This is a genomic window from Paenibacillus sp. 276b (assembly GCF_900107875.1).
GTDB classification, from domain to species: domain Bacteria; phylum Bacillota; class Bacilli; order Paenibacillales; family Paenibacillaceae; genus Paenibacillus; species Paenibacillus marchantiae.
Genome location: NZ_FNRR01000003.1, coordinates 474,467 through 487,140, shown reverse-complemented (window position 1 = coordinate 487,140; position 12,674 = coordinate 474,467). Strand labels below are relative to the sequence as shown.

Genomic DNA, 12,674 nt, shown 5'->3' with positions numbered 1-12,674 from the left:
TCATGAACCGGAAAAGACTGGTGTGGTTGGTCATACTGGCAGTTGGTATAGCGGCAGCATGGATTATTTTTATGAAGGAGCGGTTTGTGATGAACGATCCATCCCCGACAGTCTCTTTTGTACAGAATCATATGACCAATTCGAATGGCACACTGGCCACCTATCTTCAGGATGCTTCGTCAGTAGATCCAAATATTGTGGCAGGTCGGGAGGCTTTGTCTGAATCCATCGGACTGTGGATGCAATACGCCGTAACCAAGAACGATCAGGTGTTATTTGAGCAGAGTTATGATCTCTTAAAGACCTATTTTCTGATGCCTCAAAACTATATTGCCTGGAAGCTGGATGCGGAAGGGAAATCTCATGTGACCACCAATGCGCTTGGCGATGATTTTCGAATCGTCGGGGCATTATTGAAGGCGGCAGATCAATGGGAGCAGGGCCGGGAGGAGAAGCTGGGAACAGCCAATCATATTGTCCGTACACTGAAGCAATCCGTTCAGACCAAGGGGTATTATGTTGATTTTCACGATTTCGCTAATGGACATTCACCGGATATATTAAGTCTGGTTTATGTTGATCTGCAGGCGCTGCAAGCGATGGAAGAGCATGAAATGCTGGAACCAGGAACCTGTAACAAATACGAATCTCTGCTGAAAAGCATGCCGGATGACGGCATATTTTACCCTAAAACCTTTAATGTTGTAACGAAAGAATATACATATGATGATACGGTCAACCTGATCGATCAGCTAATTGTCGCCAACCATTTAACGGCAACCAACCGGACGCCGGACAAGCTTATTTCTTTTCTGAAAACTGAATTCAATACCCGTCATCAGTTGCCGGGCCAATATAAACGTACGGGGCGTACACCCGCCGTATCTTATGAATCTCCATCGGTTTATGGACTCGCCATGCTGCTCGCTGTTCAATCAGGTGATCCAAAATGGGCCAAACAGCTGTATAACCATATGATCGCCTTGCGCAGTCTGGATAACGCTTATCCGGGAGGGTACGTATTTGATGGCAATACACATATGTTTGATAACCTATTCCCTTTACTTGGCGAGACTGAATTACAAAAGTTCCTTGAAAAGTAATAATTCTGTCATTTTATATTTTTAATATTATGTTAGCATAATATTTGTCTAATCATGTCATAATTTGTTGTATTATAATTATCACTATCAAAATTCTACTGGAGAGAAGGTAACTATGAGGAATAAAGCACCCATTCGTCGTATTGCATGGGGATATGCCAGTTTGATCGGATTAGCCGTGATCCAGCAACTCGTTGTCTATCTTAAAATTTATATGAATCAGAGTTATACCATACTGGATGTGGTATTCAGTATCGCCTCGCTTGGTGCGCTGGTTCTTGGTTTTGTGATACCTGTCGGAGTGTCTGTCGTCGCCGGATTTGTATATCTGGTCTCTTACTTTGTCTGGATTGTTACCTATGCAGATGTGAATGTGCTTACGTTCTCATGGTGGCTATTAATCCCGGCCAATGTGGCTGTGGCTGCTTTTGTTAAGGCAAGTCTTGTGCGCAGTGCCCGTGTCATGGAACGTCTGCAGGAGCTACAGGAACGTAATCCGCAGATTGATCCAGATACATCCTTGGGCAACAAGGAAGCTCTTGCCGATACGGTCATTAAGCAAAGCAATCTTGCCAGACGTTATTCGGAGCAATATGGGTTCAGCATGGCCATGTTCAAGATTGAATTTTTGCCATTGGTACTGGAGTCACTTGGTTCCGTACGATATGCACAGTTTCTGCTTGAGCTGTCCAATACGATCCAAAAGCAAATCCGGTATGAGGATTACAAGTTTTATGTGGATCGGGGACGGTTTGTGATCATTTGCCCGATGACCGATGTGGGGCACTTGCCAGTGCTTACAGAACGGATCAAAAAAGCGATGATGGACCTGCAGATGATTGATAAAAAAGGCAATGAACTACAGACGGTTATTCGATCCGGTGCACTGGTATTCCAGAAGGAACAGTTCGGCAAGTATGAGGATATTGATGCTGTTATTGCCGCGCTGGAACGGAACACAGAGACAGATCTCATTGGAGAGTATATCTAAAACTAGCGGGAAAGGAGAGATGCTCTGTGGACTATATGTCATGGTTCATCCCGATCTGCATCGCCGTCAGCTGTATGTTCGCGGTTTTTACAATTGTATTAACGATTGCCACTCTTCGCTTTCGATCCAAGGTGAATCGCAAGTACGATCGGAGGAAGGTAAGTGGCTGATTTTATATTGCTATTATCGATATTTAGTATATGGATTGCCGTATTTGAATCCATAGTCATTATGGCTGGAGCCGTTCGTTTTATCCAAAAACAGGACAAAAAGGGGATTCAGATTCCTAAGAACATGGATCATTATCCAACCGTAACCGTCATGGTACCTGCACATAATGAAGGATTGGTTATTGTAGCTACCGTGGAGCATATCCTGCGTCTGAATTATCCTGAAGATAAGTTTCAGATCATCGTTATTGCGGATAACTGCACGGACGATACAGCGGAGAAGCTGCGGACATTTCTGAGCCAAACCAGTTATGTACATCGGAATGTGACTGTTATGGAGCGTAAGGGTACGGGAGGCAAGTCTGGTGCATTGAATGACGGTCTGGAGATATCTACGGGTGAGTGGATTTGCATCTTTGATGCAGATGCTGCCCCTGAGCGGAATTCCCTGATGTTTCTAACACAGAAGTCTTTGGAAAACCCGGAACAATACGGTGTCGTGTTTGGCAGAAATAAAGCTCGGAACCGGGGACAGAACTTCCTTTCCAAATGCATTAATCTGGAGATCATCACATCACAGCGGGTTTACCACACAGGGCTGTGGGAATTATTCCAGCTGGGTTCCATTCCGGGGACCAATTATATTATTAAAACGGAGCTAATTCGTGAGATTGGCGGCTGGGATGTTACAGCGATCACGGAAGATACGGCATTATCCTTTGAGATTTTGAATCGAGGGCAATTCATTGCCCTTGCGCCCCAGGCAGAAGCCTATCAACAAGAGCCGGAAAAGGTCGGCGTGTATATGAAGCAGCGTGAACGATGGGCAAAAGGGAATTACCAGGTTGTTTTGGATAATATCCATAACCTGTTCAACCGGTCCAGCTGGCGTAACAAGTTGTTGGTTATCTATTATGCGGTCAGTTACTTTTGGTTTATGCTCGCCATCATTGTATCGGATATCATCTTTCTCGTTAATCTAGTCTACCAGATCATTGCGATGTTCAAACCGGAAGTGATTTCACCGTTCCAATTTGCCGGAGATGCGTATGTATTTCTCGTCATTGGATGGGCGTTTATGTACTTTATATATGTATTGCAGATCAATCTTGCACTCGCGGCAGACATTGGACAGAGCAATACTCGTAATTTCATATACGCCTGTGTATCCTATTTTACGTATGCGCAGCTGTTTATTCTTATCTCGATCAAAGCTTTCTACTCTTTGGTAATGGACAAGATCAAGAAACGTGAGAGCAAATGGTACAAAACGCAGCGTTTTGGCTGAGCCATTATAATCATCATCTTCTAATACGTAAGGGCTGTCTGCTGGAGTATTTCGGGCGACAGCCTTTTTGCTGTAGAAACCTATGCCGATATTCTGTATAATCTTCCAGGCTGAATATGAGAGCTGAACTTCATTACAGCAACGGAGGGGTTGCGCAATGAGCGAACGGGGATCGGATTTTTACGAAGATGGGGCCAATTTCGAGAAGTATATGGAACGCCGGCAGTGGCAGGAGAATGCCAATGATACGTTGGAGAAGCCTGTAATGCTGGAGTTAGTCGGAGACGTTGGGGGCTTGAGCATATTGGATCTCGGCTGTGGGGATGCGAGGTTCGGAGCAGAACTGTTGGGTCCCGCCCACCGTGGTGGCAGTTATACGGGAATTGAAGGTTCAGTGAATATGATTCAGGCAGCCAATGAATCGATAAAGGGTCAGAACGCACAGATTGAGCAAGCGTATATCGAAGATTGGAGCTATCCCGCAGATACATATGATCTGGTCATATCCAGACTGGCGATTCATTATATTGAGGATGTGGACAGCCTATTTCGCAAGGTATACCACACGTTAAAAGAGAATGGCACATTCGTATTTTCGGTAGAACATCCTGTGATCACGTCCACGTTGCAGCCTTCGGGGGTGCGAACCAACTGGGTTGTCGATCAGTATTTTGTGGAGGGATTTCGTGATCAGCAATGGCTTGGAGGTACGGTGAAAAAAATGCATCGCTCCATCGAATCCTACTATATGGCATTACAGCAGGCAGGATTTCAAGTACAGCATCTGCGGGAATCGGCGCCTCAGCGTCAGCATTTTGTGAACGAGGAGACGTACCTGCGCAGACAGCGGATTCCGTTGTTTTTATTCCTGTCTGCCCGGAAATAATGCACAGAACACTGTGGATAATTCATAATATAGCCAAACAGCCCAAAACCTGTCCACATGTGGATAAGATTTTGGGCTGCTTCGACTGTTCTGACTGTGAATAGATATAGAAGATTATTTATCCGATGCTCTGACATATACACGTTCTCCATGTCGGTCCACATCCACAGTTGATTCAAAAAAGTTACTCAGTACGTCTTTGTTCATCAACTCGCTGGTTAATCCGCTATTCACGATCTCACCCCGCCGGAGCAGCAGACTGTGACTGAACACAGGTAATATTTCCTCCGTATGATGAGTCACGTAGATGAGCGAAGGGGTATCCGGCTTCTGCGTTAGCTCACTGATACTTTCCAGCAGCCGCTCTCTAGAGAACAAATCGAGTCCATTGCAGGGTTCGTCCAGAATGAGAACACGCGGGTTAGCCATCAGGGCTCGGGCAATGAGCAGCTTCTGCTTCTCCCCCTGGGAGCAGGTACGGTATTCGCGATCCCACAGATGCTGACAGCCGAGTGTATGCATCAATTCTCGTGCTTGATCCAGATCCTCGTCGGACAGTTTATCGTATAGTCCGATCGTGGCATGTTTACCGCTGATCACGACGTACTGGGTGCGGTCGGTGCCATACAATTTCTCCTGAAGGGAGGAGCTGACCCAGCCAATCGACTTCCGCAGCTCACGCAAATCCACATCCCCGTAACGGTGTCCGAGCACAGATATCGTACCTTCTGTGGGCCAGAGATATCCGGTGATCATGTTCAGGAGTGTGGTTTTACCGGAACCATTCAGGCCAAGCAATGCCCAATGTTCGCCTTCGTTTACACGCCAGCTGACATTGTTCAGCAGGGTGATTGGTCCCCTTTTCCAAGTAACATGCTGTACATCAATGATCATGGGTTATTCCTTCCTTCTGTTTAGCCTCTGTCTCCATTATCCTGACCTTATTGTAGTCACAAAACGACTGACGTTTCAATGCATATTAGGCGTTTCTTGGCCGATCTCGGCGCAGGAATACAGCACACACCCCGAGCAGCGGCAAAAAAGAACATAGCTTGATGACGAATGAAATGCTGGTCACATCAATCAGGGAACCGAGCACAACCGAGCCGAGTCCCGCCATGCCGAACGACAGGCCGAAGAACAATCCCGATACCGTCCCAATATGACGCGGCAGCAACTCCTGTGCGTAGACAATGATGACACTGAAGCCGGACATCAGAATCAAGCCGATGATGCCGCATAATACCATGGATAGAGCAGGTCCCGCATAAGGCAGCAGCAGTGAAAATGGTGCAGTACCCGCGATGGAGAACCAGATCATCGGTTTACGTCCATAACGGTCAGCCAGTGGGCCGCCGAGCAGGGTTCCAACCATACCCGCAAATTGCAGAACGAACAGGCAGATCTGGGCCTGCGAAAGAGGCAGGTTATACGCATCGGCATAATAAAAGGCATAGTATCCGGTCATGCCGGCAATATAAACGAATTTGGAAAACAGCAGCAGGATGAGGATCCCCATTGTAAAAGCGATAAATCCCCGACTTACAGGTTGGGCAGCAGGCTGCACAATGCCATTTGCCTGTACAGGCTGTTGCTGACGGCTGCGATTTTCCGCCAATTTGTCTCTATACCAACGGCTAACGGAAGACTGGATAAAGATCCCGATTAGGGCAAAAGCCATTAGCCACAGAAAACTAAGCTGTCCATGCGGGAGCAGGATAAAGGCAACCAGCAACGGGGCGAGAGCCTGACCTGTGTTGCCACCGACCTGGAAGATGGACTGTGCCATTCCGCGTCCTCGACCTGCCGCCAGATGGGCAACGCGTGAGGATTCGGGATGCAGGATGGATGAGCCTATGCCGATCAATGCTGCGGAGACAAGCAGCATCCATAGCTCGGAAGACAAGGCAAAGCCGAGAACACCGATGAGGGAGAACAACATGCCGCCAGGCAGAAGGATCGGCATGGGCTTGCGATCAGACATATAACCGACCAGCGGCTGTAGAACCGATGCGGTAATATTCAATGTGAAGGCAATCCAGCCCATCTGGGCGAAACTGAGCTGCATGGTCTGCTGGAACAGCGGAAAAGCAGACGGAACAACGGTCTGCATCGCATCATTCAGCAGATGGGCGAAGCTGACTCCGGCAAGCGCCCAATTGGCGGAGTGATTGATTTGCATTTTGCTTACAGCGGCTTGTGCCACGGGAGATCACCTCGAATTATTTTTTTTATCATGATAAAAGATACAGACAGATATTGTCTTTGTGAAAAGTGCTTTGAAAGTGAGCACGATTTGCTATAATGTCAGCAGGTGAGGAAACGATGGAATTAAATATGATGCTGAATGGATTGGAATTGTGGAAGGCTTCTGGCGGATTCACCAATGAACCTCATGTGCATGATGACTGGTATCAGGTTACGTTGCCTGTAAGAGGACAATGCCATCTGGTGCAGGAACAGCATGCTTATCCACTACAAGCAGGACTGGGGATTATTGCGCATCCCCGGATGGAGCACTTTTTTGAGATTGGTTCGGATTCCGCGGTTATCGTGATCAAGTTTCGTAATCCGCCAGTTGGCGGCTTGGAGGATTCAGCGAGGCAAGGGGCGCAGACCGAATTTCGGACAACACAAAGCTTCGATCCTGCTGAAATTAGCAGACTGTTTCGAGGATGGAACGCCATTTTGCTGGACGATGCGCCTGAACCATTGCAGATACAGGAAGCAGAGCTTGCAGTAGAGACATATCTTAGACGGATGCTGACTGGTCAACCGGATGGGAGTAACCTGACGCTGGCAACCGCAGGAATAGGTGTGGCGGGGAGTGGGGGGGCTGGTCTGGTTTACGGGCAGCTTCAAAATCTGTATCAGCAAACAAGCAGCCACGGTGGCGGCGCGTTCATTGACCCCCATCTGCGGCGCGTGCTGGAGTATATACACAGTGACTATACAAGTCCAATGGACATTGAATCGATGGCGGCGGTTGCGCACCAGAGCAGATATCATTTTATGCGTTCCTTCAAGGCACTGACAGGTTCAACGCCGTATCAGTACGTGCTGAATTTGCGTGTGGAGGAAGCCACCCGACGACTGCGCCATACAACAGATTCGGTGACTACCATCAGCTTTGGGCTGGGGTTCTCCAATGTCAGTCAGTTCTACAGGGCATTTCAGCGCGTGACAGGTGTAACACCGATGGAGTATCGAAACCAGATGTAGAATCAGAAGAGGTTGAAGCCAAGGGTATACGTATAAAAAATGTAACAATCCTGCGCTGCACCAGAACGCTGGCGTAGGCAGGACAAGAACCGGGCAGAACGAAAGAAACACGTTCATTGCCCTTTTTTCGTTCTTTTTTTGCCCGCTAACCTGTCTCCCAGATCGACAAAAGCATCTAGATCTCTTCGCAAGCAAACACTGATTTTTGTTGTTGCCAAACCAGTTGGACTTTGCTAAGATGGGAAAAATAGTTTATGTAAGCGTATACATTTAGGGAAAAATTACAACGTTGTAATTATAGGCTTAAGTTTATATTTACTTCATCAATCGATTCATATTTGTATTAATATTCCATTAGTAAAGGGGTTTAACGGTTTTTGTATTTAAGGGGATGATTTGATTTATGCATGAAGTGGCATGTTTGTGTTCAAAAATTCAAACGTTGTAATTTTAATGCGAAGGGGAGTCTATGAAGTGAAAAATCGCATGTCCACGCTGTTCAGCCTGATCAAACGGGATAAGTATTTGCTGCTGATGTTCTCACCCATTTTTCTGTATTACGTCATCTTCATGTATGTTCCCATGCCGGGCATGCTGCTGGCCTTCCGCAATTTCATGCCGGGGCAGGGAATGTTCAGCGGGGAATGGGTGGGCCTGAGGTGGTTTGATCAGTTCGTGAATTCCATCTACTTCTGGAGGCTGCTGCGCAATACGTTTTTGCTCGCCTTCCTGCCGCTCCTGTTCGGCTTCTCCATCCCCATTCTGTTCGCCGTCTGTATTGTAGAAATCAAGAATCAGACGTTCAAGCGGTTCGCCCAGACCGTCACCTACCTTCCGCATTTCATCTCCACCGTCGTGGTCGCGGGCATGATTATTAACTTCCTGTCACCCACGGACGGGATCGTGAACACCCTGATTGCCAAGCTCGGTATGGAGAAAGTGAACTTCATGATGGACGCCGGATGGTTCCGAACGATATTCACCAGCTCCGATATCTGGCAGAGCTTTGGTTTCAGCTCCATTATCTACATTGCAGCCATTATGGGCATTGACCCCGAAATGTACGATTCCGGCAAAATTGACGGCGTCAACAAATTCCAGGAGCTATGGCACCTGACACTTCCCAGCATCAAGCCAACGATTGTCATCCTGCTGCTCCTGTCGCTTGGCGGTATCATGAGCGTAGGATTTGAGAAAGTATATCTGCTCTATAACGGTGCTACCTATGAGACCGCAGACGTGTTATCCACCTACGTATACCGAATGGGGATTGAAGGACAGAACTACGGATTTGCGACAGCCGTCGGACTGTTCAACTCCATTATCACCTTTGTGCTTGTGTTCGCGGCTAATACGATGACCCGGCGTCTGACCAAGATGTCACTCTGGTAAGACCATATCCCGACCCAAAGGAGACCTGTATGCAAAAATCGAGAAGTGACCGGTTATTCTACGGATTTGTCTACCTGCTGACCATATTGGCAGTCGTCGTTACGCTGTATCCTTTTCTGTACGTGATCAGCATTTCATTCAGCTCAGTTGATGCGATTGACAAACAAAAGGTTGCGTTGTGGCCAGTAGGATTCACCTTGTCCGGGTACAAGATGGTGCTCCAATACCGGGAGTTGTGGGTGTCCTTCTATAACACCCTGTGGTACACCGTTATAGGTACATTGCTGAATATTGTAGCTACGTGCCTCGCTGCATTTCCGTTATCCAGGCAGCAATTTTTCCTGCGCAGAAAGCTGAACTTTTTCATCGCCTTCACCATGTATTTCTCGGGTGGACTCATCCCGGTCTACATGCTGATTACGTCACTGGGGCTATATAACACCCGCTGGGTGATGGTGCTTCCTGTGCTGGTCATTACGTTTAACGTCATGATCTGCCGCTCAGCCTTTGAGGGTATTCCGAATGAAATCTTCGAGAGTGCAAGCATAGACGGGGCCAATGAACTGACGATGCTGTATCGTCTGGCGATACCCATTATCAAGCCAACGCTTGCTGTGCTGACGCTATATTACGCCGTATTCCACTGGAACAACTTCTTCTCAGCCCTGCTATATCTGGGCAAACAGGATATGCAGCCCTTGCAAATGTTCCTGCGCAGGGTGCTGATCATGGCATCACCGGAGGTCATGCAAAAAATGGGTGGCACGATGACCACGGGTGCGCTCGCGGTGTCCACACTTCAGGTTCGGTATGTGTCGATTGTGGTCAGCATTTTGCCAATCGTTACGATCTACCCTTTTATCCAGCGGTACTTCGTCAAAGGGATTACCCTCGGAGCCGTGAAAGGATAGCCTTATTGATCACCATGCTTCACCCAAGGTTGTTCATAACAAGGAGGAATAACGGATGATAATCAGAGGGGCCGGAAGAAAAAGTGTTCTCGCGGTGATTCTTGCTATCAGTCTCGCCGGATGCAGCAGCAGTACAGGAGTAGGGGGAGATAAGGGCAGTGCTTCACCAAGCTCGGAGCCAGCGTTCAACTACACAGGGGCAGGTCCGGTAACGGACCAGAAAGATGCCAAGCTGTCGATTCTCGGGACTAACGCATGGACGACTAACGTGGATCTCTCTACTGCCGAGATTGTGAAGAAAATTGAGAGTAATGCCGGGGTAACAGTCGATTGGGATCTCATTCCGCCGCAGAATTATGCAGATGCGGTGAATCCAAGGCTTGCGGCCGGAACAGGATTGCCGGATATCGTCTATCTGCCGGATCAGGATCAGCTCATGAAATACATTAACAGTGGTCTGTTTATTCCGCTGAATGACCTAGTGGAGAAGTATGGTGTGAATCTCAAAAAAATATACGACAAATCCCCCTCCGTCAAAGCCAGTTTAACGACGCCAGATGGTAAAATGTATTATGTTCCGCAGCAAACGCTTACGAAAAACTACATGCCCTTGTTTATGGTGAATGAACGCTGGTTGAAGAAGCTGGGGCTGAACGAACCTACGACACTGGATGAGTTCACAGCGATGCTGCGCAAATTCAAGACAGACGACCCGAACGGAAACGGCGAGGCGGATGAAATACCGTTGTCCATGGAATCCAAGTTTGTGCCGATGGCATTTGGTCCTGCTTTTGGCCTCGATCTGTCCAATCAGTTCTATGCTGATGACCAGGGTAAGGTGCATTTCAGCTATTACGAGCCTGCCTACAAGGAATATCTGTCGTACCTGAACGGGCTGTACAAAGAAGGACTGCTCGGGGTGGACTATGCCAGTACCACAAGTGATCAGGTGACCTCCCGCATCTCGCAGGATGTAACCGGAGCCACGTTTAATTTTAGCTGGTACATGTCGATGGTCTACAGCCCGCTGTTCAAGGATTATGATCCGGCGGAGCCCATCTTCAAAGGCATTCTGCCACTGAAAGGACCGCATGGAGACCAGTTCTATATTGGACGTACTCCTGTGAGTGGGATTTTTGGAATCTCCAAAGATAGCAAAAATCCTGAACTCGCCTTCCGTTTCCTGGATTATGCGGTTAGTGAAGAAGCGCAGACGTATTATACGTGGGGAATCAAGGATGATACGTACACCGAAGAGAATGGCGTGAAGACATTCACGGACAAAGGCAAAGATAATGACTATATCCAGAAACTCGGCATTGGTCCCGTGAATCTGCCGAACATTCAGTCTACCGATTCGGCGGATTCCGTTGTGGCCGAATGGCATGCCAAGCTCGACAATGAATTGGAGCCTTACATCCACGAGCCGTTTCCATTTGTATATGCTCTGCCAGATGAGGCGAGTGTAGAGAGCATGTCCATGCCGGATATTACGACATATGTGGAAGAGATGAACTTCAAATTTATAAGTGGAGATGCCAGTCTGGACCAGTTTGACAGCTATATTGAAACTTTGAAAAAAATGAACATTGAGCAGGTTATTGCCGGCAGACAGGCGCAATATGACCGGTATAAGGCTGCACAGCAATAAGCTTCCCAAGGGTTGAGAGGTGTTGATTGATTTTGATAACCATTAAGGACATTGCCAAATTAGCGGGAGTGAGCTACAGCACAGTATCCAAGGCGCTCAACGGTGATCCCCGTATCAAACCGGCGACGCGGCAGAAGGTGCTTGCGGTTGCGGAGAAGCATCAATATCGAAAAAACATTATGGCACAGCAGCTCTCCACCGGCAGAAGCAACATTATTGGCTTTGTTCTTGATGAACTGAGCAATCCGTTGTTTTCGAATATATCGGGCAATCTGCACGCGGAGCTGAAGAAGCGGGGATACCAGATGATTTTGGTCGTCGCGGATGATGGGCTGGATGTTTTTAGCCAGCTTCGCGTGGATGGATGTATCCTGTGGGATTATGCGCTGGACAATCGGGATGCCTTCTGGAAAAAGTTCGCGACACTCAACATGCCATGTTTTGTGCTTGGTACAGATGAAGCCCCGAATTCCCCTTACATCAAGATTGACCGGAAAGAGGGCATATACAAAGCGGTTGAGCATCTGAAATCACTGGGACATAGCCGGATTGGTTTCATTGGCAACTCCCAAAATATCAAGCTTGAAGGGTATCGGGAAGCGTTGCAGCGCACAGGCCTTGATTTTGATCAACGCCATGTGCTGCCTGCACATTCCTCCTGGGAGGATGGTTATTTTGCCATTCGGAATTATACGTTTGAATCAGATTCGCCAACGGCATTTATTGGCTTGAACAACCTGGTGACCCGAGGCGCGCTGCGGGCTTTGCTGGAAGCCGGCTACAATGTGCCGAATGATATTTCGTTAATCGGTTATGATGATCTGCCGGATATGCAGTATGCCGAGGTGGCGCTAACCACCATTGGCCCGCCGCTGGATGAACTGGCAGCACAGGCAGCAGAGTTGATCGTATCGTTGATCCGTGATGAGCAGACGGATTATCCGGTGATTATCCAACCGAAGCTGAATCATCGCAATTCGACGGCAGTTTGCCGTCAGCAGGTGTCTGAGCATTAAGGATAGGCTGAGTACAACATTCAAGGTCCAGGGAGGGTTCTTTT

The 12,674-nt window shown here is 47.9% G+C and carries 12 protein-coding genes; 10 read left to right on the top strand and 2 right to left on the bottom strand.

From position 1 onward, the window contains the following. Positions 1–2 precede the first annotated feature (2 nt). The 5 genes from BLV50_RS18140 to BLV50_RS18125 all read left to right on the top strand — a co-directional run bounded on the left by BLV50_RS18140 (position 3) and on the right by BLV50_RS18125 (position 4,438). Positions 3–1,103, top strand: coding sequence for a glycosyl hydrolase family 8 (locus BLV50_RS18140; RefSeq protein ID WP_371129265.1), 1,101 nt, complete (start codon positions 3–5; stop codon positions 1,101–1,103). A gap of 115 nt (positions 1,104–1,218) precedes the next feature. Further along, on the top strand, positions 1,219–2,094 hold the full coding sequence (locus tag BLV50_RS18135; protein WP_090809218.1) for a diguanylate cyclase domain-containing protein: 876 nt from the start codon (positions 1,219–1,221) through the stop codon (positions 2,092–2,094). Positions 2,095–2,120: 26 nt separating this feature from the next. Continuing rightward, positions 2,121–2,264 carry a hypothetical protein gene (locus BLV50_RS32835; protein WP_162842446.1) on the top strand — a complete coding sequence of 48 codons (144 nt, stop codon included), beginning with the start codon at positions 2,121–2,123 and terminating at the stop codon, positions 2,262–2,264. Then, positions 2,257–3,552, top strand: a complete 1,296-nt coding sequence (locus BLV50_RS18130) for a glycosyltransferase family 2 protein (RefSeq protein WP_090809216.1) — start codon at positions 2,257–2,259, stop codon at positions 3,550–3,552. The genes BLV50_RS32835 and BLV50_RS18130 overlap by 8 nt, the downstream gene beginning before the upstream one ends. A gap of 157 nt (positions 3,553–3,709) precedes the next feature. Beyond that, positions 3,710–4,438, top strand: a complete 729-nt coding sequence (locus BLV50_RS18125; RefSeq protein ID WP_090809214.1) for a class I SAM-dependent DNA methyltransferase — start codon at positions 3,710–3,712, stop codon at positions 4,436–4,438. A 114-nt stretch (positions 4,439–4,552) separates the two neighbouring features. On the opposite strand, the gene BLV50_RS18120 is transcribed toward BLV50_RS18125, so the two are convergent. Next, on the bottom strand, positions 4,553–5,332 hold the full coding sequence (locus tag BLV50_RS18120; protein ID WP_090809212.1) for an ABC transporter ATP-binding protein: 780 nt from the start codon (positions 5,330–5,332) through the stop codon (positions 4,553–4,555). Between the two features lie 85 nt (positions 5,333–5,417). Beyond that, entirely contained in the window at positions 5,418–6,644 is a 1,227-nt protein-coding gene (locus tag BLV50_RS18115; RefSeq protein ID WP_090809210.1) for an MFS transporter, read from the bottom strand. A 119-nt stretch (positions 6,645–6,763) separates the two neighbouring features. On the opposite strand from BLV50_RS18115, the gene BLV50_RS18110 reads away from it, so the two are divergent. The 5 genes from BLV50_RS18110 (at position 6,764) to BLV50_RS18090 (ending at position 12,630) form a co-directional block, all read left to right on the top strand. Then, the gene (locus BLV50_RS18110) at positions 6,764–7,660 is read left to right on the top strand and encodes a helix-turn-helix domain-containing protein (RefSeq protein ID WP_177031214.1); all 897 of its coding nucleotides are present in this window, start codon (positions 6,764–6,766) and stop codon (positions 7,658–7,660) included. Between the two features lie 474 nt (positions 7,661–8,134). Beyond that, positions 8,135–9,052, top strand: a complete 918-nt coding sequence (locus BLV50_RS18105; RefSeq protein ID WP_063565906.1) for an ABC transporter permease — start codon at positions 8,135–8,137, stop codon at positions 9,050–9,052. Positions 9,053–9,081: 29 nt separating this feature from the next. Further along, the gene (locus BLV50_RS18100; RefSeq protein ID WP_063565907.1) at positions 9,082–9,963 is read left to right on the top strand and encodes a carbohydrate ABC transporter permease; all 882 of its coding nucleotides are present in this window, start codon (positions 9,082–9,084) and stop codon (positions 9,961–9,963) included. A 55-nt stretch (positions 9,964–10,018) separates the two neighbouring features. Then, a complete protein-coding gene (locus BLV50_RS18095) occupies positions 10,019–11,614 on the top strand; it encodes an extracellular solute-binding protein (RefSeq protein WP_090809206.1) in 1,596 nt (531 codons plus the stop codon). 32 nt (positions 11,615–11,646) lie between these two features. Continuing rightward, positions 11,647–12,630: a LacI family DNA-binding transcriptional regulator gene (locus BLV50_RS18090; protein WP_063565929.1), complete on the top strand. Its 984-nt coding sequence runs from the start codon at positions 11,647–11,649 to the stop codon at positions 12,628–12,630. The last annotated feature ends 44 nt before the right edge of the window (positions 12,631–12,674 follow it).